20 protein-coding genes are annotated in these 23,295 nt (G+C 61.6%); 5 read left to right on the top strand and 15 right to left on the bottom strand.

The features are described from left to right. Positions 1 to 51: 51 nt before the first annotated feature. The 6 genes from PQG80_RS01920 to PQG80_RS01895 all read right to left on the bottom strand — a co-directional run bounded on the left by PQG80_RS01920 (position 52) and on the right by PQG80_RS01895 (position 6,571). Positions 52 to 489 carry a hypothetical protein gene (locus PQG80_RS01920; RefSeq protein ID WP_271749435.1) on the bottom strand — a complete coding sequence of 146 codons (438 nt, stop codon included), beginning with the start codon at positions 487 to 489 and terminating at the stop codon, positions 52 to 54. Between the two features lie 254 nt (positions 490 to 743). Further along, positions 744 to 1,007, bottom strand: a complete 264-nt coding sequence (locus PQG80_RS01915; RefSeq protein WP_271749434.1) for a YlbG family protein — start codon at positions 1,005 to 1,007, stop codon at positions 744 to 746. A gap of 44 nt (positions 1,008 to 1,051) precedes the next feature. Further along, positions 1,052 to 1,540: a YlbF/YmcA family competence regulator gene (locus PQG80_RS01910; RefSeq protein WP_271749915.1), complete on the bottom strand. Its 489-nt coding sequence runs from the start codon at positions 1,538 to 1,540 to the stop codon at positions 1,052 to 1,054. 74 nt (positions 1,541 to 1,614) lie between these two features. After that, positions 1,615 to 3,459: a helicase-associated domain-containing protein gene (locus PQG80_RS01905; protein WP_271749433.1), complete on the bottom strand. Its 1,845-nt coding sequence runs from the start codon at positions 3,457 to 3,459 to the stop codon at positions 1,615 to 1,617. Continuing rightward, positions 3,456 to 5,192, bottom strand: coding sequence for a DNA repair helicase XPB (locus tag PQG80_RS01900; RefSeq protein WP_271749432.1), 1,737 nt, complete (start codon positions 5,190 to 5,192; stop codon positions 3,456 to 3,458). The genes PQG80_RS01905 and PQG80_RS01900 overlap by 4 nt, the downstream gene beginning before the upstream one ends. Before the next feature lie 203 nt (positions 5,193 to 5,395). Then, positions 5,396 to 6,571: an amidohydrolase gene (locus tag PQG80_RS01895; RefSeq protein ID WP_271749431.1), complete on the bottom strand. Its 1,176-nt coding sequence runs from the start codon at positions 6,569 to 6,571 to the stop codon at positions 5,396 to 5,398. A gap of 191 nt (positions 6,572 to 6,762) precedes the next feature. Between PQG80_RS01895 and PQG80_RS01890 the strand changes: the two genes are divergently transcribed. After that, positions 6,763 to 7,107 (top strand): YugN family protein, encoded by a 345-nt coding sequence (locus PQG80_RS01890; RefSeq protein WP_271749430.1) that lies wholly within the window; start codon positions 6,763 to 6,765, stop codon positions 7,105 to 7,107. 19 nt (positions 7,108 to 7,126) lie between these two features. Further along, positions 7,127 to 8,311, top strand: coding sequence for a putative lipid II flippase FtsW (gene ftsW, locus PQG80_RS01885; protein WP_271749429.1), 1,185 nt, complete (start codon positions 7,127 to 7,129; stop codon positions 8,309 to 8,311). A gap of 43 nt (positions 8,312 to 8,354) precedes the next feature. Here the strand turns inward: ftsW and PQG80_RS01880 are convergent, their stop codons facing one another. Next, positions 8,355 to 8,747, bottom strand: a complete 393-nt coding sequence (locus tag PQG80_RS01880) for an Asp23/Gls24 family envelope stress response protein (RefSeq protein WP_271749428.1) — start codon at positions 8,745 to 8,747, stop codon at positions 8,355 to 8,357. 153 nt (positions 8,748 to 8,900) lie between these two features. On the opposite strand from PQG80_RS01880, the gene cax reads away from it, so the two are divergent. Beyond that, positions 8,901 to 9,959 carry a calcium/proton exchanger gene (cax, locus tag PQG80_RS01875; protein WP_271749427.1) on the top strand — a complete coding sequence of 353 codons (1,059 nt, stop codon included), beginning with the start codon at positions 8,901 to 8,903 and terminating at the stop codon, positions 9,957 to 9,959. A gap of 72 nt (positions 9,960 to 10,031) precedes the next feature. Here cax and PQG80_RS01870 read toward each other — a convergent pair whose 3' ends face one another. The 5 genes from PQG80_RS01870 to PQG80_RS01850 form a co-directional block, all read right to left on the bottom strand. Further along, positions 10,032 to 10,331 carry an Fpa/YlaN family protein gene (locus tag PQG80_RS01870; protein WP_271749426.1) on the bottom strand — a complete coding sequence of 100 codons (300 nt, stop codon included), beginning with the start codon at positions 10,329 to 10,331 and terminating at the stop codon, positions 10,032 to 10,034. Positions 10,332 to 10,491: 160 nt separating this feature from the next. Continuing rightward, on the bottom strand, positions 10,492 to 11,094 hold the full coding sequence (locus tag PQG80_RS01865; protein ID WP_271749425.1) for a DedA family protein: 603 nt from the start codon (positions 11,092 to 11,094) through the stop codon (positions 10,492 to 10,494). 146 nt (positions 11,095 to 11,240) lie between these two features. Further along, positions 11,241 to 11,480, bottom strand: a complete 240-nt coding sequence (locus PQG80_RS01860; protein ID WP_271749424.1) for an HPr family phosphocarrier protein — start codon at positions 11,478 to 11,480, stop codon at positions 11,241 to 11,243. An 83-nt stretch (positions 11,481 to 11,563) separates the two neighbouring features. Continuing rightward, entirely contained in the window at positions 11,564 to 12,679 is a 1,116-nt protein-coding gene (locus PQG80_RS01855; RefSeq protein ID WP_271749423.1) for an aminopeptidase, read from the bottom strand. A gap of 169 nt (positions 12,680 to 12,848) precedes the next feature. Continuing rightward, the gene (locus PQG80_RS01850; RefSeq protein WP_271749422.1) at positions 12,849 to 14,828 is read right to left on the bottom strand and encodes a GGDEF domain-containing protein; all 1,980 of its coding nucleotides are present in this window, start codon (positions 14,826 to 14,828) and stop codon (positions 12,849 to 12,851) included. 389 nt (positions 14,829 to 15,217) lie between these two features. Between PQG80_RS01850 and rpsD the strand changes: the two genes are divergently transcribed. Further along, entirely contained in the window at positions 15,218 to 15,817 is a 600-nt protein-coding gene (gene rpsD, locus PQG80_RS01845; RefSeq protein ID WP_271749421.1) for a 30S ribosomal protein S4, read from the top strand. Between the two features lie 131 nt (positions 15,818 to 15,948). Here rpsD and floT read toward each other — a convergent pair whose 3' ends face one another. Both floT and PQG80_RS01835 read right to left on the bottom strand, forming a co-directional pair. Then, entirely contained in the window at positions 15,949 to 17,487 is a 1,539-nt protein-coding gene (floT, locus tag PQG80_RS01840; protein ID WP_271749420.1) for a flotillin lipid rafts scaffold protein FloT, read from the bottom strand. Positions 17,488 to 17,522: 35 nt separating this feature from the next. Further along, the gene (locus PQG80_RS01835) at positions 17,523 to 18,023 is read right to left on the bottom strand and encodes an NfeD family membrane protein (protein WP_271749419.1); all 501 of its coding nucleotides are present in this window, start codon (positions 18,021 to 18,023) and stop codon (positions 17,523 to 17,525) included. 249 nt (positions 18,024 to 18,272) lie between these two features. Here PQG80_RS01835 and PQG80_RS01830 point away from each other — a divergent pair, with 249 nt between their 5' ends. Next, the gene (locus PQG80_RS01830; protein ID WP_271749418.1) at positions 18,273 to 21,404 is read left to right on the top strand and encodes a penicillin-binding protein 1A; all 3,132 of its coding nucleotides are present in this window, start codon (positions 18,273 to 18,275) and stop codon (positions 21,402 to 21,404) included. Between the two features lie 128 nt (positions 21,405 to 21,532). Here the strand turns inward: PQG80_RS01830 and acsA are convergent, their stop codons facing one another. Beyond that, positions 21,533 to 23,257 carry an acetate--CoA ligase gene (gene acsA / locus PQG80_RS01825; RefSeq protein WP_271749417.1) on the bottom strand — a complete coding sequence of 575 codons (1,725 nt, stop codon included), beginning with the start codon at positions 23,255 to 23,257 and terminating at the stop codon, positions 21,533 to 21,535. Positions 23,258 to 23,295: the final 38 nt, after the last annotated feature.

Below are 23,295 nucleotides of genomic sequence, written 5' to 3'. Positions count from 1 at the left end.
TAAACGACGCAAAAAAAGCATGCCGCGCGGCATGCTTTCATAAGAATTGATTTATCGGCGTTTGCGGTTGTTCTTGATCAGCGTCATCCGGCGCGAATGGCGAAGCCAAGAATAGTACGTCTTAAGGTCTCGCAGCTCCATCGTCTCCGACATTCTGCCTAGAAAGGTAACGACGATCATCTTGTGGAGCGGGTTGCCGAGCAGGTCGACTTCCTTCTCCGACACGGCGAACTCGGCGACGAACACCAGATCGTCATCGATCGTGTAGACGTCTTCCTCGTTGCGGTAATACGATACGATCCGGTCCTCTTTAAGACACTGCCATAAAAACTCGGCGATATCGGAGAAGCCCGTCTTCTCGGATTCGACGCGGTCCGTCCAGCGGACGCGGGCATGATTGGTGATGATGATGTCCGCAACCTTTTTATCGCCAAGCTCTACGTAAAAAGGTTCGTACGTGCTCCAACGTTCCGTCTGCTTGTCTTTCACGGGGCTTCCCTCCCTTCGCTCGTATGAGCCAGAAGACCTATAAGAGGTTGAAGTGTTAGGCATTTATATACATTCTAACGCAATTATTCCCGTACATTCAACATTAAAAAAAATAGATTCCAGACTTTACATATTCTTTATGTTCAAGACAACCCCATCCAGTCTAAAACCTGGCGTTCACGAAGGCGATCGGCTATAAAAAAAGAGCGCCGCAACAGTCGCCCGCGCGGCACTCCATCAACACGCCATCTCGCTCAGAGCCCGTAAAACCGGGTCTTGTCCGGAACATTGCTCTCGTACTCGGTCTTGATCTCGCCCCGGTAGGAGCGCTCGATCTTGCGGACATAGGGCAACCGCTGCAGATTGCGCACCGTGTCCTCCGAGCTGTCCGCGTCCAGATAGAGCACGGCGTAATTCATCTTGCGGGACATATAGTGCAAGCTGCCGTATTTGTCCAGCGCGCGCGCTGCCTTCCAGTCGCTGAACCATACGATATAACCGGTCCGTTCCGCGAACATGACGTTCCTCCGTTCTGACAAGCCGGCCGCAGCCGGCGTTCGTATTATCCGCAGCCCCCGCTGCCGCAGGAGCAGCTGCCGCCGCTGCCGCAGCTCGATCCCTTGGGATTCGGATCGTTGTCGGGCACCTTGATTGACTCGGACACCGAATGCGCGATCAACTGCGACACCTCGCGGAGCAGCAGGTCGACCGCATGCTCCGCGGCCTTGAAGCGGCGGACCTCCTCGACCTCCTCCAGCTTGGCCTCGGCCTCGTAGACTTGGTCCAGCGCCTCGTTGTAGTCCGGGTGGAAGCGGCCGAACCGCTCGCACTCGACGAACTTGTCCTTGGCCTTCAGAAACTCCCGGATGCGAAGCTGCGCCTCGCCGCTGCTTGCGACCGAGCGTTTCCAATATACGTAATCCTCCGTCAACGCGGAGTGCTTTATCAGATCTCCCAGCTCGAAGGCGCGGGCCGCGATCGCCGACATATCGGCACCGGACTCCAGCGAATCATCGCCGTACGCCTCCGCCGCAGGGAGGGATTTGAGCATGGTCAAGACTTAACCACCTACCCTTATGCGCTTGGGATACATGATCTATCATATCACATATCCTCCGCGAGGGGTCAAGTGGTCGGCTGCGCGCCGGATTCGCGCTCCGCGCCCGGAAGCGCGATCATGAGCCGGCCGATCTCTGCGGCGTCGATTCCCATAGGACTTTCGGCGCAGATCGGCCGGCCGCTTCCCGCCTCGCGGACGAACGGACGGCCCCAGGCGCGCCAGCCGCCGCCTTCGGCCGACAGCACCCGCTCCGGCGCGAAGTCGATCCAATCCCCCTCGCGTTCCAGGCGCAGCGCGGCGCGCCAGCCGATCGCCCGCTCCACCAGTTCTCTTCGGGTGGAGGCATGGTAGGCGGCCGGTTGGCGCAGCCAGCCCTGCGGGATGCCGTCCGCGCCGGGGTATAGCTTGCGCGATAGGAGCGGCGGGCGGGCGTCCCATATGCGCGCTTGTCCGTTCGGATCCGGATACGCGGAGGCGGCCGGCCGAAAAAAGTCTTCGTCCGGCCCGCCGGACGAAGCGAATGGCGGGCTTTCAGGCGCCGCTGCGTCGGTCATCGCGCGTCCCGTTTCCGGTTCGGCTTCGCCGCCCATGCTCACGGCCTCCGGCTCATGGAACCAATCTCGCAGCGCGATCTCGACCGCGCCGGGGAGCGGCGCGCCGGAGCCGCGCTCCAGCAGCGACCGCGCGTCTTCCAGCGTAAGCCCGCCGGCCCGCGCCCGGCGGCATGCGTCCGCATCGAGACGGTACACGGCGACGACGTCCTCGGACAAGCGGCGGGCCATCAGCTCGAGCTCCCACCGGATGCCGGGCGGCACCTCGGGCGGCACGATCGCCTCGAGATCCGGCATCAGCTCGTAGCGGTCATAGCCGTCGGCCGATGCGCCGAGGCGCGCCTCGCTCGGCTCGACCGTCCACCTTACGGCCGCGCCGTCCGCGTCTCCGCCGCTCTCCATCCATCCCGCGGTCAGCAAGAATCGCACCCAGGCTGCGGAGGCGTCGGCCGCATCGCCTGTAGGCATCGCGCGAGCGATATCCGCCGTGCGGTACCACCTCATCGGCGACAGATCGCGCAGCGACTCCGCAGCCAGCCATGCGCCCGGCTCCCCGGCGGGCAGCAGGCAGACGGCGGCGATCTCCATAAGGCGCAGCTCGGCCTCGGCCGCCGGCAGCGCAAGCCATGCGCGAGCCACCGCGTCGGGTTCCGCGACGACCGTGCGGCCCCGCTGCCTCAGCATGCCGATCGCGCGGCCCATGCGCAGCGCCAGGTCCGCGGAGGGCGGCAGGCCCTCCCATGCGGGAGGCGCTCCGCGCACCGGGCATTCCTCCGGCCGGATGCGCATCGCCGACGCGATCCTCGCCGTCTCCTGTTTGCGCGGCGTACCCTTGGACGTGAGCGGGAGACCCGTCCCGCGGATGACCGACCAGGCCGCGATCAACTCGTGCGACAGCAGCGAAGCGGCTGCGTCGCAGCCCTCCATCCAGACTTCCTCGGGCAGCGGCTCGACGTTCAGCGGCAGCAGCAGACGGCGCCAGACCGCGAACATATCCTCGGGCAGCACCAGCAGCCGATCGCCCCACGGGCGGTCCATCGCGAACAAGATGCCGTCGCGGCGCAGCTGCTGCACGGCCATCCGCAGCTCTGCCCCGGTCCATCCTAGGGGAGGCTTGCCGCCCTCCGGCATGAGCTTCTCTTCAGGAAACGGCATATGCCCGAACCGCATGAGGATGAGCTTCAGCGCGTCCCTCGCCGACGCCGGCGCGTCATTGACCCATGCCGCGGCGCGGGACGGGTCCGTCAGCGCGTCGGCCAAACTTGCTCCACCCGACAGCCGCGGCGCCGTCCAAGGGCCTTCCCGCAGCCAAGAAAGCGCGGCATCGGGGAGCTCCATGACGATATCCCGCGTCCTCATCCGGAGCCTTCCGCCGCCGGCGCGCGCGGCGCATCCCGCTCGGACCGTTCGCCGGGCCAGTGCCGAACCTCGTAGCGATAGCCCTGCTGGATGAGAAACCGCTGCCTGCGGCGGGCGTATTCCACCTCGTCCGTGTGCTCGCTGACGAGCGAATAGAACGAGGCTGCCGCGCCGTCCCGCTTAGGCCGGAGGATGCGGCCTAAACGCTGGGCCTCCTCCTGCCGCGAGCCGAAGCTGCCCGATACCTGGACCGCGACCGCGGCGTCGGGCAGATCGACCGCGAAGTTGGCCACCTTCGACAACACCAGCGCGCGAAGCTCGCCGCGATTGAAGCGGTCGAACAGCGTCTGCCGCTCCCCATGCGGCATGTCGCCGGTCACGAGCGGCAGGTCCAGCTCCCGGGACAAGGTCCGAAGCTGGTCCAGATATTGCCCGATCACGAGCGCCTGCTCGCCCTCGTGACGGGCCAGGAGCGCGCGGACGACCTCTGCCTTGCGCGGGTTCTCGCCGGCGATCCGGCTGCGGGCGCGGGCGGGGGCGTCCGCGTACCTCTCGGCGCAACCGGCGTCCATCGGCACGCGCACCTCGCTGCAGGCCGCCTCGGCGATCCAGCCCTCTTCCTCGAGGCTTTTCCAAGGCGCCTCGTACGCTTTGGGTCCGACGAGCGCGAATACGTCGCCTTCCCTGCCGTCCTCCCGAACGAGCGTCGCGGTGAGTCCTAGCCGCCGCGTCGCCTGAAGCTCCGCGGTCAGGCGGAATACCGGCGCCGGCAGCAGATGGACTTCGTCATAAATGATCAAGCCCCAGTTGCGGTCCTGGAACAGGGGCCAATGCGCGTTGCCTCCGCGCTTGCCGCCGCGGCTCGACAGCACCTGGTAGGTGGCGACCGTGACGGGACGAACCTCCTTGCGTTCCCCCGTATAGGCGCCGATCTGCTCGTCCCCGAGCGTGGTGGCCCGCCGCAGCTCCCGGATCCACTGCGTGACCGACACCGTGTTCGGGGTCAGGATCAGCGTCTCGCAAGAGAGGCTGGCGATCGCGCCGATGCCGACCCAGGTCTTGCCGGCGCCGCAGGGCAGCACGACGACGCCGCTCCCGCCTGCCGGCGCGCCCGTACCGGCAGCGGCGCCTCCGAGCAGCGCATCCACCGCCTCCCGCTGATAGCCCCGCAGCGCGGGCGAGGCCCCGTCCCCGCGCAGCGTCACCGGCAGCGGCTGTCCGCTCCTGTATCCGGCTTCATCGATGACCGGGTATCCCGCCAGCGCCAGCTCCCGCTTGAGCCAGCCGCGAGCGTCGGGCCGGACGACCGCATAAGCGCCGTCCTCCCGGACGCGCAGCCAGCCGTTCATCACCCGCAGCGCAGCGACGGATTCGAGCATCGCCGGATCCGCGGCCAGCAGGCGAAGCTCACCGCCCTGCGCGGCGAGGCGCAGCTGCCCGTAGCGCGCGAATTGCAGCGCCAGCTCCCGCTCCAGCGGGCCGGGCACGCCGTATCTGGACAGCGCGCGCAGTCCGCCGAGGGCGCGCGCGGCCGTCCAGCCGGATGCGGCCGCGTTCCACACGGTGACCGGCGTGACGTGATACGTATGAAGATGGCCCGGGCGCTTCTGAAGTTCGGCGATCGCGCGCAGCAGCTCCTGGGCCTCGGCGAAGCCCGGCAGCCGCTCGTCGAGCAGCAGCGTGCCGTCCGACTGCGCGATGATCGGAGCAAGATTAGAGCGTGACAGCGTCATCGGTCGATCGCCTCCTTTTTATACCAAGGATGCCCCGATGCGCCCGTTTATAAGCACCGATCCCCGTACGAGATCGTCCTCCGCGGATGCAGCGCTCCTCGCCGGATCGGCGACGACGTGCGCAGGCCGCAATTCGCATAGATCACGAAAGAGGCCGTCCCTCCCGCTACCGGGATAAGAACGGCCTTCAACGATTATGCTTGTTACTGCAAATCCGACGCCGCGTCGTCCGCGACCGCGACGAGAAGGCGGATGGCATGACGCAACGCGGTCTCGTCGATATCGAAGCCCGGATGATGATGAGGCGCCGAGGAGCCGTCCGCCCGTCCCGCGCCGACGAAGAAGAAGCAACCGGGGCGTTCCTTCAGATAATAGGAGAAATCCTCTCCGGCCATGATGCGCTCGCACTCGCGAACCTCGCCGTCCGTATGCACCTCGGCGGCTACGCGCAGCACGCGCGCGGCTTCGGAGGGATCGTTGACGACCGGCGGGTAGCCTTCGTAGAACTCGAACGTATAATCCACGCGGTGCAAGGCGCTGTTGTGGCGGATGATATCGTCCATCCGGCCGCGCACGACCTCGCGCACCTCGGGCGTAAAGCTGCGCACCGTGCCGCTCAGCCGGCAGCTGTCCGCGATGACGTTCCGGGCGGTGCCGGCCCTGAACTGTCCGATCGACAGCACCGCGGCTTCCAGCGGATCGACGTTCCGCGACACGACTGTCTGCAGCGCTACGGCCAGATGGGCGCCCGCGACCAGCGCATCCCTCGCCTCGTGGGGCAGCCCGCCGTGTCCGCCGCTGCCGCGCAGCTCGATCTCGAACTCGTCGGGCTCCGCCATCAGCGGCCCCGGCCGGGTGGCGATCGTGCCGCAGGGCAGCGGCGTCCACAGGTGGACGCCGTATACGACGTCCACGCCGTCCAGCGCGCCGTCCGCGATCATGCCGATCGCGCCTCCCGGGAGCACCTCCTCGCCTGGCTGAAACAAAAAGACGCGCGTCCCCGCCGTCCGCTCCCGGTTCATGCTGTAATGCTTCGCTACGGCCAGCAGCTCCGCCGTATGGCCGTCGTGCCCGCAGGCATGCATGACGCCGGGCACCTCGGACGCGTATTCGACATCCTTCGCATCCTGGATCGGCAACGCGTCGATATCTGCGCGCAGGGCCACGGTTCTGCCGGGCAGCCCACCGGTCAGCTTCGCGACGACGCCCGTGCCCGCCACGCCGCGTCTGACCTCGAGACCCCACGATTCCAGAAGGTCGGCGATCATCGCCGAAGTATTCGTTTCCTTAAAGGACAGCTCGGGATGCCTGTGCAGATGCCTTCGCCATTCGACGGCTTGCCCATGCAGAGACTGCAATTGTCGTTCATCGATGCTCACAGCGTCCGTCTCCTCTCCATGGCTCTCTATATGTTTTCTATTGTAACAGATCGGGGCCCGATCCGACATGGCGCCGCGCCCGGTCTCAACCCCCTCCGCTTCGCGTAAGCGCTCTTGCAGAAGGTGTCCAAACCGTCTATGATGGAGGGTGGAACGAAGCCTTTCTGCATTTTCTAAAGGAGGAACTTGGGATGTTAATTGAAAATTCCGGATTGAACGGAGTTCAGATCGATCTGGCCACGTTGGACGAGTCGGCCGAAAAGGTGGGCTTCATCCGCTGGCAGTGGGAATATACGCGCGCTACATACGATCTGAAGCTGACCGACGCCGGCACGAACAGCGACTACTTCCTGCGCTTCAGCACGCGCGCCGTCGAAGGCCGGCTGGAGAATCCGGACGCCGTCCTGGCGATCGAGGCGGTCTACATCGGCCGGGCCACCTTCCCGCACGGGCTCGAGTACGAATCGCCGGTGCCGCAGACGATCCTCAACACCGCCACGCAGCGCTTGAACGAGCTCCGATTGCAGCTCGCTTGACCGTGCGGAGCGATCGGCCATGAAGACTACGGAAGGCTCGCGCGGCGCGCCCGACTTTCTGCTGATGATACTGACGCTGATGCTTGTCGGATTCGGTCTGGTCATGGTTTTCAGCGCGAGCTCCAGCATGGCCGGGGCATCCGAGAAGTTCGGCAACGACGCGCTGTTCTTCACCAAGCGCCAGTTCGCTTGGGCGGGACTCGGCACGCTCATGATGCTCGTCATCATGAACGTGCCGTACTCCAAGTTCAAGAAGCTCTTTTTGCCCCTCCTGCTGTTCACGATCGTGCTGCTCGTCATGGTGCCTTTCTTCTCGGCGATCAACGGCGCGAGCAGCTGGATTCGCTTCGCGGGCCTGGGCATCCAGCCGACGGAGCTCGCCAAGCTCGCCGTGATTCTGTACCTGGCGGCCATCATTACGAAGAAACAGGACAAGTTCCGTGAATTCAAGCGGGGGCTGCTCCCCGTCATGATCATGGTGGGCTTTATCGTCGGACTCATCATCTTGCAGCCCGACTTCGGCTCGAGCGTCATCCTTCTGCTCACGGCGACGATCATCATCGTCGCGGGCGGCGCCAACCTGAAGCACGTGCTGCTGTCCGGCGCCGTACTCGCCGGCATCGCCGCGCTCGTCCTGAGCATCTACTTTCTGGCCTCCGGCAACGACGGCGGTTATCGGATGGAGCGTATCACCGCATACCGCGATCCGTTCTCCGATCCCCAGGGAAACGGCTTGCAGCTGCTCCGTTCGCTCGAGGCGTTCGGCCACGGCGGATTCTGGGGCGCGGGCCTCGGCAACAGCGTGCAGAAGCTTTTCTACCTGCCGGAAGCATACAACGACTTTATCTTCTCGGTCATCGCCGAGGAGCTCGGGTTTTTCGGCGTCACGGTGTTCCTGATTTTCTACGTGCTGTTCCTCTGGCGCGCGTTGATCGTCTCGCTGCGCTGTCCCGATATCTATGGGACGCTCGTGGGCATCGGCCTCGTGTCGCTGATCGGCATACAGGCGCTGATCAACATGGGCGGCGTCTCCAACGCGATACCGATGACCGGGGTCACGCTCCCTTTTATCAGCTACGGAGGCTCCTCTCTATTGTCCCTGATGATCGGGATGGGCATTCTGCTCAGCATCTCCAGAGAATACAACCGCGTGGGCGTCCATCGGCCGGAGACCAACAAAAAAAGCGCGTCGCTGCATGTGTAGGCAGCAATGCGCTTTTTTGTTCGCTTTATGTATGCGCCGGGCCTTACTTGACCCGAACCGTGAGCGCTTCCTCTTGCTCGGCGCCGGCTTCGTCCTTGAAGGCTACGCCTTCGACCTTGACGTTCACCTCGACGACGCGCAGGCCCGTCATATTCTCCACCGCTTCGCGCACGTTGTCCTGCAGACGGCGGCCGACTTCTTGAATCGGGCTACCGTACAACACGACGATGCGCAGATCGATGGCGGCCTCCAGCTGTCCGACTTCGACGGATACGCCCTTCTGCGCGTTCTTGCCGCTGAGGCGCTTCGCCAGGCCCTCGGACATGCCGCCGGACATCGCAGCGACGCCGGGCGTCTCCAGCGCGGCCAGGCCGGCGATCGTCGCGACGACGTCGTCGGAAATTCGTATGAGGCCTTCCTGCAATTGTTCCGTCATCCGCGGACCACGCTCCCGTTACGATATTTGACTACATTGTAATGGAAGATGAGAGCGCGCGCAACCAATTGGGTATTGTACAAGTAGGGCCGCATTGGATATATTAAGAAATGCCGGTTCGATACATATATTTCCGACTCGAGGTGTTCAAGGTTGAAAAAGCTGTTTTTCCCGCTCTTGGCCGTGTTTTTCGTACTAAGCGCCATCGCGCATTACGCGCACATGAACACAGTGTTCCAGTTCGTCGTGTCGGCCATCGCGGTCGTATTCGTAGCCGGATTCCTCGGCAAAGCGACGGAAGCCGTCTCCCACTATGCCGGCCAGCGGCTCGGGGGATTCCTGAACGCTACCTTCGGCAACGCGGCGGAGCTCATCATCGCCATCTTCCTGGTCAAGGAAGGCCTGTTCGAAATGGTAAAGGCGAGCCTCACCGGCTCCATCATCGGCAACCTGCTGCTCGTGCTCGGCGCGAGCGCGTTTGCGGGCGGACTGAAGTACAAGGAGCAGAAGTTTAACGTCCACCTGGCGGGACAGAACGCTTCGCTGATGCTGCTCGGCGTAATCGCGCTGTTCGTGCCGGCGATCTTCGTCAAGACGGAGCATATCGGCGGCACCGATGCGTTCAGAATGAGCGAGATCGTCTCCGGTCTGCTCATCGTCGCGTATATCGGCTGGCTGATCTATTCGATGATTACGCACAAGAGCTTCCTGGAGGATCACGCGGACACGCAAGCGGATCACGGAGAAGTTCCTACCTGGTCCAAGAACCGCGCCATCCTATACCTGGTCGTGGCTACCGTGATGGTCGCCTTCGTCAGCGAGTGGCTCGTCGGCACGCTCCACACGTTCGTCGCCGATTACGGCATGTCCGAGCTCTTCGTGGGCGCGTTTATCGTCGCCATCATCGGCAACGCGGCGGAGCACAGCGCGGCGATCATGCTCGCCATGAAAAACAAGATGGGAGCGGCCGTCGAGATCGCCGTGGGCAGCAGCCTGCAGATCGCCCTTTTCGTGGCGCCGGTCCTGGTCTTCATCAGTCTGTTGTTCGCGGAGCAGATGGACCTGATCTTCACCACCGTCGAGATCGCGGCCATCGCCGTGGCGGCGCTGATCACGACATCGGTATCGCGAGACGGCTCCACGACATGGTACGAAGGAAAGCTTCTCCTGCTCGTTTATATCATGCTTGGCGTCGCTTTCTACTTTATCTGATCGGATGCGCACAAGAAAAAAACCTTCGCCGGCGGCGTCAGCCGCAAGCGAAGGTTTTTTTGCGCGGTCGGTTCAGGCTTCGAGTTCGGCCTTCTGCGCGAGCGCTTCGTATAGCAGAGCCAAGTTGCGCTCCAATTGATTGATCAACTGCTTGCCTTCCGCTTCTTCTACGAGACCCGCCCGTGCCGCAAAATCGACCGCCCGAGAAAAGCCGTACATCTGAGTGTCCAGCACCTCTTCGTAAAGCGGGCATTTGCGGGTCGCCAGGTTCTCCATCTGAATGGCGATCAGTTTCTCGATCTTGCCGGCGTCGTCCTGCAGAAGGCGAAGCGCCTTCTCGTTCAGATTCACCATGACATCCGATGAAGCCATTCCCACTCCCCCTGTGCCCTATCATGCCGATTCATTTTAAACGGCCAAGCCGCCTCTTGTATGCGATATGATGCTTCACTATCCATATTAGACGAAAAGCGGCATTAGCACAAGGACGGGGCGGAGAAAGAACACGGCCGAAACGAGCGAAAAGCCCGCTTCAGCCGATTTTTCGCTTGACCGAATATCGCCGAATCATGAACAACAGAACCCCGAACCCCGCGAAAAGCAGAAACGCCATCACCGCTTCGCGCTGGATGAACAGCGCCGTCTCCCGCCAATGATCGCCGAGCAGCACGCCGATCAGCTCGAACGTGCTCGTCCATGCGAGCGCCCCGAGCGAGGCGTAGAACAGGAACGGCCGGTACGGGTGTCTGCCCAGGCCGATGAACAAGGCCGTCATGTGCCGCAGCCCGGGCACGAAGTAGCCGACGAGCACGAGCACATGCCCCCACTTCGCGAAGCGCTCCTCGTGCCGGGCGAGCTTGTCCGGCGTGAGGCGCAGCAGCGGCCCGTACTTCGTCAGAAGCGGACGCCCGAGCCACCTGCCGAGCAGGTAGCTCAGCGACATGCCCGCCACGCTCCCCGTGACGGCTGCCAGCATCGTGAAGCCGAGCTTCAGGTGGCCTTGGGCCATCAGGTAGCCCGCAGCGGTCAATAACGCTTCGTCGGGCACGGGAATGCCGACCAGACCGAGCGCCATCGCGAGAAACAATCCGACGTAGCCGTATTGAAAGACCAGCCCTAGCAATTGATCGGTCATGAGGTTGTGCATCTCCTGGTGCGGGCGTCTAGCTGCCCGAATTATGTAGAATGCAGCGGCGCAGGGTCCCTTGAAGACAAACACCCCGTCCGAATGGACGGGGGAAGCCGATATGGTCCGTACGGGGCGCGATCCGCCCGCAGGGGTCAGTCTACGATCGTGACGTTCAGGCTGTGCTTGGCGAATACTTCGCCGAGTTCCTTCTTCGCTTCGTCCGCATCGGGGCCGTGGACGTGAAGTTCGTAAGCATGTCCGCCCACGAGCGTGGTGAACAGGCCCAGGATGCTCTTTACGTCGATGTACTTGTTGTCCGCTTGAAGAACGATCGAGGAACGGAACTTGTTCGCCGTTTGTGACAATTCCACGATGGCAGCGTTGTTGGTCATAGCAATCCCTCCAATAATTAGGGTTCACGATTTCATTACCCATCATACTCCGTATCGCAGAACGGTGGCAAGGGGTAAACGCTTCATTTCAGATTGTCCGGATTTAATCCCTGGAGCTCCGGAAGGACGAACAGTCCGTCCTTGCGAATCAGGACGTCGTCGAAGTAAATCTCGCCGCCGCCGTATTCCGGGCGCTGGATAAGGACGAGGTCCCAATGGATGGCCGAGCGATTGCCGTTGTCGCAATCCTCGTAGGCCTGGCCCGGCGTAAAGTGGAGGCTGCCGGCGATCTTCTCGTCGAACAGCGTATCCTTCATCGGGTGAAGGATGTACGGGTTGAAGCCGAGACTGAATTCTCCGATATAACGTGCGCCCTCGTCGGTATCGAGCAGCGCGTTGATCCGCTCCCCGTCGTTGGCGGACGCTTTTACGATTTTTCCGTTTTCGAATGAAAATGTGATGTTTTCATAAGCAAACCCGTTATATACGCTTGGCGTATTGTAAGCGATCGTCCCGTTCACCGAGTCGCGGATCGGACAGGAATACACCTCGCCGTCCGGAATATTGCGCGCGCCGGAGCACTTCTTGGCCCCAATGCCCTTTATGGAAAAGGACAGGTCCGTGCCCGGCCCGACGATCCTCACCTTATCCGTCCGCTTCATCAGCGCGTGCAGCGGGTCCATCGCTTTATCCATTTTGGCGTAGTCCAGATTGCACACGTCGAAGTAAAAATCCTCGAAGGCTTCGGTCGAGCGTCCGGACAGCTGGGCCATCGAGGCGTTCGGGTAGCGGAGCACGACCCACTTCGTATGTTTGACTCGCTGCTCGAGATGTATCGGATGACGGTGCACGCTATCGTAGAGCGCCATCTTGTCTTTGGGGACATCCGACAGTTCGTTCACGTTCTCGCCGGAGCGAATGCCGATATAACCTTGCATCCGCTTCATCCGGTCCAACTCGTAAGCCGCCCAGGTCTCGACCATCTCCGGTTCGGCGTGTCTCAGCAGCTCCCGCGTTACGGTCCGGTCTTCGATCTCCACGTGCGGGTATCCGCCGCGCTTCGCCACCTCTTCGACGAGCGCCTTCAGCAGCTCCCGCTCCGGCCCGATCATCTCGATCAAGACATGCTCGCCGGGCTGCACGTCGACCGAATATCCGGCCAGGTTGGCCGCCAACTGTTGAATTCTAGGGTCTCGCATCGGTATGACCTCCGGTTGTCCGTTGTCTATGGTTAATGCCCCGCCTCAAGCGTATTCACATTGTATCAGACCGGATAAGCTAAATGAAAATCGCGCATCGCGGCGCGCAAAAAAGACAAGCGTCGCTTGTCCCCGCTTGTCCTCGTTCTAGATGCTGTCCTCTTCGCCTTCAACCGATCGTCACGCAGTTGCGTCCCTGGTGCTTGGCCTCGTACAAGGCCATGTCCGCCCGGTAGAACAGCGACTCGACGCTCACCCGTTCGTCGGCGGACGACCACTCGGAGACGCCGCACGACACCGTCACCTTGGGCGCGGTCTCCTCCTCGACGCGGCTGCGGATCCGCTCGGCGACCTTGAGCGTCTGATCGAGGCTCAGCTGCGGCAGATAGATGGCGAGCTCCTCGCCGCCCCAGCGGGCCGCGATGTCGCTCTCTCGGATCGCGCTGCGGATGATCGAGCTCACTTGAATCAGGATCGCGTCCCCGACCTGATGGCCGTACGTATCGTTGATCTTCTTGAAGTGATCGATGTCGACGACGATCAACGATCCGGAGGCGTCCTTCTCCTGCTTGCGCTGGATCCGCTCGTTGAGATAATGCCGCGCGTACAATCCCGTCAGGTTGTCCGTGATGACCATGCGCCGGACCTCGGCATGGAGGGACGAGTTGGACACGGCCAATCCGATGTGCGCGGACAGAATCTGGAGCAGCTTGTAATTCTCGTAGGAAAAATGGTTCGGCTGCCTGTGCGTCACCATGATCGCGCCGATCACCTCGCCGTTCAGCAGCAGCGGAGACGCGATCAGCGAGCGCGAGCGCGTCGCTTCGAGCAGTTGGGATCTCACCGGCGTCGCCGAATGATAATCGGAGAGTATGATCGGCTCCTTGGTCGCCAGCATGACGCCGCAGAACCCGTAGTCGATCGAAAATACCTCTCTGTTCAGTTCCGGCACGTTGGAGGAGATCACGCTGAAGTGATTCTGCTGCGGATCCAGCTGAAGAATGAAGCAGTTGTCCGCATGGAAGATCGTCATCAGCTCCGCCGTCGCGAACTGGATCGTATCGGACAGGCGCAGGCTGCTGTTGAGGCGCTGCGTCAGCTCGTTGATCAGGCGCAGCTCCCCGATCAGTACGTTCGCCTGCTCGTGCATGCGCGCCTTTTCGAACGCGGTGCCCGCCCCGCTGGTCAGCGTGGACACGAAGCGCATATCGAGATCGTCGAACGGTTCGGCCGACAAGTCGAGGCGCAGCACGCCGTACACGCCCTGCTTGCCCGCCAGCGGGAATGCGATCCGCCGGTGGTCGCCCTCCCCGTCCTCGCGCCGTTCGCCGTCCATGAACGCTCTCCAGCACAGGTCCATGTCCTGCTGATGGAATGCCAGCGGCTGCACCCGCTCGTTGATGCTGCTGTAATCCTGCGACAAAAAGAGGTTCGTCCGGCATGTCGGGTACAGCTGCTCGAGGCTGCTGAACACCTCGGTAAGCACGTTCTCCACGTCGATGTGGTCGTTCAGCCGGCGCATGATCTCCAGCAAGCGGTCTCTGCGCTGGTCCTCCCGGCTCGCGAGATGGACGGCGTACAGCTGGTCCTCGATGAACAGATGTTCGAACCGGCGGTACATGCAGCTCTTGAAGTGGAGCGCGGCCGCTTGCAGCAGCTTGAGCTCCCCGGCGCCGGCGGCGCCGGCGGGCGCCGAACAGGCGATCGCCGCGCACACGAATCCCGTGGAACGGGTGAATATCGGAACGGCGAGCGTATCCCGGCTTCTGAGCAAGGGGTGTTCGTGATCTTCGGCGCGCAGGAGAGCCGGCCTGCAGGACTCGAGCGCCATGCTGGCCGCTGTCGGCCCCGCGGCGTCCGGATGCCACGCCGCCGGCAGCTCGGCATCGGAAGTCGCGCCGGCAGCGGCGACGGCGGTATAATCGGGATGAAGAAGCACGATCGGCCAACCGGACAGCCAGGGAAAACCCTCGCATTGCTCGATCCAGTCGCCGAAGCTTTTTTCCAGCAGCTGGTGTATGTAAGGAAGATCCGCTTCCGTTAATTCTTGGCCTGCTATCCAAGACGGCAGGTCATCCGCGGCGCGATAAAGCTCGAATCCCGCGCGATGATGTCGAACCGAGTCTAATTTTTCGCTTGGTTGAACCATCCCGGACCCTCCTCGCCGCGCTTCTATAAGTAACTATACAATGGACTCATGATTTTTGCACTAGAAAGCGAGCAATTATCGGGACTTGCGTCTTGCGTCTCCGCACTTAGATAAACGTTCGATTTCCCATAATAAATCAAGTACAATTTAAGTTTTCCAGCTGTTAGCGTCTTAACCTTGACATTGCTCTAGTTTCTCTTATAATATCTATAGTTGAACATTGGGCTCATTGTTTGTGTCACCCTCACGAACGGTTCCCTCGGCGGGCAGCGGCTGAACTTCTTGCCGAGAAGAGAGATCGGACGATCCGATCCTTTTGTATGGAATGCGTTCGGCGCAACGACAACCCATTTTCAAAAATTCCCTTTTGAAAAAGGAGTCACACATTCATGTCCAGATATACCGGTCCTAAATTTAAACTGAGCCGCCGCCTCGGCATTTCCCTGAGCGGTACCGGCAAAGATCTTAAGCGCGCATTCCCTCCGGGACAACACGGCGCGAACCAACGCCGCAAGATCAGCGGCTACGGCATGCAATTGCTCGAAAAGCAAAAGCTTCGCCATATGTACGGCCTGAACGAAAAGCAATTCCGCAACCTGTTCGACCGCGCTTCCAAGCTGAAGGGCAAGTCGGGCGAAAACTTCATGTTCCTGCTTGAGAGCCGCCTGGACAACCTGGTATACCGTCTCGGCTGGTCCAACTCCCGCGCAGGCGCGCGCCAGCTCGTCTCCCACGGCCACGTGACCGTGAACGGCAAGAAGGTCGACATCGCTTCCTACACGGTACAAGTAGGCGACATCATCGGTCTTCGCGAGCGCAGCCGCGGACTGAAGGCGGTTAAGGAAGCTTCGGATTCCCGCCACCACATCGCCGGCTACCTGGACCTCAATCAAGCCGCTATGGAAGGCAAGTACGTTCGCCTGCCTAGCCGCGAAGAGCTGTCCCAGGATATCGACGAACAACAAATCGTCGAATTCTACAGCCGCTAATCGTTTTGCCTTCGCAATTCCGCGCCCCGGCCTGTCCGGGGCGTTTTTTGTAGCAGAAGACCCGTCCGCTCGAGCGGACGGGTCTTCTGCTTTTTCCGGTAAAAAGATGATGGCTTGCTGGATATCGATCACTATGCGTTCGTGCCTTGCGAGCCGCCGGCCTGCTGCGGCAGTACCTGCGGGACGGAGGCTTGCGCCTGAGACAGTGCCGGCGCGGGCGAGCCGGGCTTTGTGAGACGCTGGACGAGCTGTCCGAGGTCGATGCCGGACACGCTCTTCAGCATCTCAGGCGCGGTCGCCATGAGCGACGTCACGTAATTGCTGACGCGCGCGGCCCCTTCGCCGTGGCCCGTATCGACGACCGTGAGCTTGTCGATCGCGGAGATCGGCTCCGCCACCTTGCCGGCGAGCTCGGGCAGCATCTTGACGATGATATCGAGCACGGCCGCCTCTCCGAATTTCTCGAACGCCTGCGCGAGCTTCTCCTTCGCCTCGGCCTCTGCCAGACCGCGAAGCCGCACGACCTCCGCCTCCGCCGTCCCCTTCGCTCTCGCGGCTTCGGCCTCAGCCAGACCGTTCAGACGCTTCTGCTCGGCATTGGCCTTCGCCTCCGCCTCGATACGGTACTTTTGCGCGTCGGCTTCGTTCATCTGTCTGGCCTTGTCGGCCTCGGCAGCCTGGACGACCGCATAGCGGTCCGCGTCCGCCTTTTTCTTGACCTCGGCGTCATACTGTTTCTCGCGGCGCAAAATCTCCTTGGCCTCCAGATCGATCTCGCGTTCCTTGCGCACGATCTCGACCTGCATCTGCTCCTCGACGACGCTCTGCTTGGAGCGCGCTTCTTGGATCGAGTAGGCTTGATCCGCTTCGGCCTTCGCCAGATCGGATTCCTTTTTGAACGAGGCCACCTTCAGTTCCTTTTCCTTGGTTGCCTCCGCGACGTTGGTGTCGCGCAGCAGCTCGGCCTTCTGCCCTTGCTCCTCAGCGGCGGCCTTCTGGATCCGGGAATCGCGGATCGCTTGGGCTTCGGCGATGTCCGCGTCCCGCTTGACGGCCGCGATCCGCGGCTTGCCGAGGGCCTCGAGGTAGCCATGCTTGTCGCGCACGTCCTTGATCGTGAACGAGACGATCTGAAGGCCCATCTTCTTCAGGTCGCGTGCGGCCTGCCCCTGGACCTCCTGCGCGAAGCGCTCGCGGTTGCGGTACACTTCCTCGACGGTCATCGTGCCGAGGATCGCGCGCAGATGGCCTTCGAGCACTTCCTGCGCTTCGCCGCGCAGCGCCTCCGTCGGCTTGCCCATGAACTGCTCGGCGGCCGTCGCCACGTCCTCGACCGCGCCGCCGATCTTGATGATCGCGACCGCGTCGGTCAGCACGGGCACGCCCTGCTCGGTGTACACCTCGGGCGTGCTCACGTCGAGCTTGTGTGAGAGAAGCGAGAGAAATTGCGACTGCTGGAAGATCGGCAAAATGAACGCGCCGCCCCCGCGCACGATCTTGATCCGGCGGCCGGACTCGTCGACCGATACGTTTTTGCTGCCCAGGAACGAGCCGGTCACGATCATCGCCTCGTCCGGCGCCACCGTCTTGTATCGCGCCCAGAAGGCGATCCCCAGCACGAGCAATACGGCAACGACAATAATCGGAATATACAGCGCCTCTGAAATCATGAGCATTCTCCTCTAGTCCTTAAAATGAGTCCTGCCTAATCGAGCTTCGATACCCCCAGCACATCGTCCTTCACCCGCACGACGACGACCTTCGTCCCTTCGGCGAGCGCCTCTTTGTCGAAACTCTCGGCGATATGGTTGGCGTTGCCCGCACCTACGCGCACGAGTACCTCGCCGTAGCCGACGGCGGGTATGGACGTGATCACCTCGGCGCGCTTGCCCTCCAGGTCCCTGATCGAATACGCGACGGAATTCTCGCTGTCCCGCATCGGTCTCACGTACACGAAATGCATCGCCAGAGCTCCGAGCACGGCAGCGGCTGCGGCGCATGCGTAAACACCTCCCGAGGCAAGCGGGGCGTAGCGGTCGAGCAGCAGTCCCGCTCCGCCGAAGATCGTAATGCCGCCCGCAAGAACGACGGGCTCGAACAGATCGTGCGGGAGAAAGTCGAACGTGCCGCCGAAGTCTCCGATCAATAGCGTCGCGAGCGCCAACAACACGCCGAACGCCAGACAGCTCCAGAACAAAATCTCCATGCTTCCCTCTCCTTCTGCCCCAGCATCCGTTTCAGCCGTCTTTCAATAGATACGACAAACATTTCCAAAAGTTTCTCTACCGGTCCCTGATATCGTCCAATGGGAGAAAAAAATGGAAACCCTCGTCCGCTTGGAGCGAACATATATTCCGATTTTACCCGGTCTCGTTATCGCACGCCGCTTCGAAGGAAGTCAAACAATGACCGATTGTGGTATAATAAGTCTGTTTTGTTGAAGGAGGATACATAAATGAGCGATACGAAGAAACCTCCCAAGAAGCCGAAGCGCGCCAAACGCTCGCCTTGGGTCATGGCAGCCAAGCTGTTTACTTATACCATTTTATGGCTCGTACTCTTCGCGGTCCTGGCCGGTCTGGCAGCGGGCGGAGCGGTCGGCGGATATATCGCGGCTCTGGTCAAGGACGATCCGATCCGTTCGAGAGCTTTGATCGAAGAGAAAATCAACGAGAACAATGCAACCGGTTTCGTCTATTTCCGCGACGGCACGCTGATCGGACAGCTTCGCACCGAGGAGGACCGTCAGCCGATTACGTATGACAAGATTCCGCAGGTCATTATCGATTCGGTCCTGTCCATCGAAGACAAGAATTTCTTCAACCATATCGGCGTCGATACGAACGGACTGTTCCGCGCGGTCAAGCAGCAGCTGCTGAACGAAGACGTGCAGACAGGCGGCAGCACGATCACGCAGCAGCTCGCGCGGCGCGTTTTCCTGAGCCTCGACCAGACCCAGAGCCGCAAAGCCAAAGAGATCTTCCTCTCCCTGCGGCTCGAACGGTTCCTCGGCAAGGAAGAAATCCTCACCGCCTACCTGAACAAGATCCCTTACGGAAACGGGGCGTCCGGCTATCAGATATACGGCATCAAAGCCGCGTCCAAGGGCATATTCGGCATTGAGGACCTGAGCAAGGTCAATCTGGCGCAAGCGGCATACCTGGCCGGCCTTCCGCAGCGTCCGTCCGCGTACTCCGCGTTCACGGGCAAGGGAGACTTCAACGAAGCCAACTTCAAACGGGCGCTGGCGAGACAGAAGCTCGTCCTCCAGAAGATGCTCGAGTACGGCAAGATCGACCAGCAGCAGTACGACGAGGCGATCGCCTTCGACGTCTACAAGTCGCTTGCCAAACCGACGGAAAAAGCCTACAACACTTATCCGTACCTCATGCTCGAGGTCGAGCGTCAGGCGGCCATGCAGCTCGTGCTGCAGCAGAATCCGACGCTGACCATCGACGACTTGAAAAACAAAGAAAACGCCTCTCTTATCGAGGATGCGCGCGAACAGCTGCTCCGAGGCGGCTACAAGATCACCACGACGATCGATAAAAAGGTGTACGATACGATGCACGCGGTCGCGGAGGATCCGAAAAACTTCTCGCCCGACAGCAAGACCAAGGGCGTCGAGCAGACGGCCGCCGTCATGCTGGACCACAAGACGGGCGCGATCCTGGGCATGATCGAAGGCAGAGACTTCCACATCGAGCAGCTCAACTTCGCCACGCAGATGGAGAGACAGCCTGGCTCGGCCATGAAGCCGATCGGCGCCTATCTGCCCGCCATCGACAAAGGACTCATCAGCCCGGCCAGCATTCTGGACGACGCTCCGATCATACTCAAGAACGGCAGCTCCGGCATGCACATCCCTAAAAATTCGAACAACCGTTATTCGGGACTCGTGACGGCCCGCTACGCGCTGAATCAATCGCTTAACCTGCCCGCCCTTAAGGTGTTCCTCGATAAGGTGACGATTAAGGGCGCCTGGAACTTCGCGCGGCAGCTGGGCATCACGACGCTCGTGCCCGATGACGACTATGCGCAGACCGGCGTTATCGGCGGCCTCAAGTACGGCGTTACCGTCGAGGAGTTGACCAACGCATACGGCGCGATCGCCAACAAAGGCGTGTTCAACGACGCCTACCTGGTCGAGAAAATGAAGGACTCATACGGCAACATCGTCTTCGAGCACAAAGCGGCGCCGAAGCGCGTCGTCTCCGAACAATCGGCGTACCTGATGACCGACATGCTGCGAACGGTCGTCACGGACGGAACCGGCAAATCCGTTAAAAACGGCTTCAAAAGCTACGGCAAAATTCCGATCGTCGGAAAGACGGGCACGACCCAGAATTACGCGGACGTCTGGTTCGAGGGCTTCACGCCCGACATCACGCTCGGCGTATGGGCAGGCTACGAGAAGTCGGTCCACACGCTGTCCACCGACGGACACGCGCGCGCTAGAGAAATATGGACCAAGGTCATGAATGAAGTTACGGAGGCAAGGCCCGAGCTCTTCCCGACCCAGGAATTCAAGAAGCCTGAGGGCATCGTCTCGATGACCGTATCCAGCGTCAGCGGCAAGCTACCGACCGAGCTGACCCGGTCGGCAGGCAAGCTCGTGACCGACATCTTCAACAAAAAGTTCATACCGACAGAAGACGACGACGCGCTCGTCGCCGTCAAGTATATCTCCTACAACGGCGTGAACTACCAGCCTTCGCCGGAGACGCCGGAAGACATGCTCCGCCAGTCGGTCATGGTCAAGCGCGAAAAGCCGCTCGACGAGCTGATCGAGGAGCTGAAGGCCGCGCTCGACAAGGTGCCGGCTTCGAGCCGAAAGGCGTTGTCCTACTATCTGCCGAAGGACGCCTCAGGCGGAGCGCCGTCGAAGCCCGATCCGCGCGTCGACGACGGCTCGGCGCCGAGCGCGCCGGGCAATATCGCGGTCGAGCAGCTGGGCGGCGGCAAGGTGAGAATCTCCTTCTCCAAGAGTCCGCAGGCGGATGTCGTGGGATACAGGCTCTACCGCTCGGCGAACGGCGGCGGTTACGTCAAGGTAGGCAACTCGGTGCTGACCGGCGAGGAAACCCGCTTCATCGACTATTCGTCCTCCGGCAGCGTCAGCTATGCGGTTACGGCCGTCGACGTGGCGGGCAACGAATCGGGACGCAGCGGCTCCGCGGCGATCGGCGGAGGCGGAGGCGAGACCGAAGACCCGACCGACGAGCTGCCGCCGCTCGAGGGCGAGGACAATGGCGAGGCCGATCCGCTCCCGAGCGATCCGGTGCCGTCGAGCGACCCTGACCAGGCGCAGCCCGCAGCGCCATCCGCGCCAAGCGGACTTGCCGCCCAACCTTCGGATGGCGGCGCGACGCTCAGCTGGAACGCCAATCCCGACGCCGACAACGTAACGCGGTACGAGGTGTGGTACAGCGCCAGCGAACAGGGCAATTACCGGCGCGTCGAATCTACCCAATCGACGCAGTACACGGTCTCGGGCAGCAATACGGCAGGTTGGTACCGGATACGGGCCGTCAACGATACCGGCGCCTCCGATGCCTCGCCGTCCATCGAGATCAAGAACAGCTAGCCTCCCTTTAAGAGTAGAGAACGCCTCGGCTTCTTATGCCGAGGCGTTCTTTTCTCATGCATGACAGCGCAAAAAAAGCCGTCCTGCCAGAGAATGACTTCTCTGGTAGAACGGCCGAGCCTGCCCTATCAGTCTTCGATCGTGGACAGGTCTCCGGTCGGAAGATTAAGCTCCCAAGCCTTGAGAACGCGCCGCATGATCTTGCCGCTGCGGGTCTTCGGCAGTTTGTCCTTGAACTCGATCTCGCGCGGCGCGGCATGCGCGGACAGTCCTACCTTGACGAACTTCGAGATATCCGCCTTCAGTTCATCGGATGGCTCGAAGCCTTCGCGCAGCGAGATGAACGCCTTGATGATCTCGCCGCGGAGCGGATCGGGCTTGCCGATGACGCCCGCTTCGGCGACGGCCGGATGCTCGACCAGCTTGCTCTCGACTTCGAACGGACCGACGCGCTCGCCGGACGTATTGATGACGTCGTCGATTCGGCCTTGGAACCAGAAGTAGCCTTCTTCGTCCATGTATGCCGAGTCCCCGGATACGTACCAGCCCGGAATCCGGAAGTATTCCTCGTACTTGGCCGGATTGTTCCAGATCTTGCGCATCATCGAAGGCCACGGCGTGCGGATCGCGAGGTTGCCCATGCGCATCGGCGGCAGCTCGTTGCCCTGATCGTCGATGATGGCCGCCTGCACGCCCGGAATCGGACGGCCCATGGAGCCGGGCTTGATCTCCATGCTCGGATAGTTGCAGATGAGCTGTCCGCCCGTCTCGGTCATCCACCACGTATCGTGGATGCGCTGACCGTACACCTTGACGCCCCAGCGGACGACCTCGGGATTCAGCGGCTCGCCGACGCTGAGCACGTGACGCAGGTTGGACAGATCGAACGGCTTGACCGCGTCGTCTCCTGCGCCCATGAGCATGCGGAATGCCGTCGGCGCGCTGTACCAGACGGTAACCTTGTACTTCTCGAGGGTTGCGTACCAGTCCTGCGGACTGAAGCGGCCGCCGCGAATGACGTTGGTCACGCCATTCAGCCAAGGTGCGAACGCGCCGTAAGACGTGCCGGTAACCCATCCCGGGTCGGCGGTGCACCAGTAGACGTCGCCTTCCTTGAGATCGAGCACGATACGTCCGGTATAATAATGTTGGATCATGGCATTTTGCACGTGATAGACGCCCTTAGGCTTGCCCGTCGATCCCGACGTATAATGCAGGATCAATCCGTCTTCGCGTTCGAGCCACTCGATATCGGCCGCTTCGGACGCCTTTTCCATCTCCGCCTTGAAGTCCACGATGCCCTCGCCTGCCGCGACGTCGTCGCCGAACACGATCAGATGCCTCAGCTCGGGCAGTTCCCCGCGCGTGATGCGCGGCAGCAGCGCAGGCGTCGTCACGATCGCGACCGCGCCGCTGTCCTGCAGGCGGTCCCTGACCGCGGTCTCCATGAACGCTTCGAACAGCGGTCCTACGACCGCGCCGATCTTGAGCGCGCCCAGCAGCGCGAAGTAGAGCTCCGGCGTGCGCGGCATGAAGATGAATACGCGGTCGCCCTTTTGAATGCCGAGCCCCCGCAGCACGTTCGCGAACCGCGCGGACTGCTTCGACAGATCGGCGTACGTATAGCTCTCGTCGCGCTGCGCATCGCTATAGTGCAAAGCGACCGTATCGCCCCTGCCCTCTTCGACATGGCGATCGATCGCCTCGTAAGCCATATTGACCTTCCCGGTCCGCGACCAGGAAAAGCGGCTCTCGATGTCTTCCCAGTTAAAGCTTCGCACCGCATCCTCATAAGAGCCGAGATTAGCGGTTGTCGCCGTTACGGCCAATTTTTCATCCTGACTTAACGTCATTACCGATCACCTTCCCGTTTTCCCGTTGATTTGCTGCA

This window comes from Cohnella rhizoplanae, from assembly GCF_948329515.1.
GTDB classification, from domain to species: Bacteria; Bacillota; Bacilli; order Paenibacillales; family Paenibacillaceae; genus Cohnella; species Cohnella rhizoplanae.
Note: the sequence above shows the minus strand (reverse complement) of the source record. Positions and strands in the feature narration are given on the sequence as shown.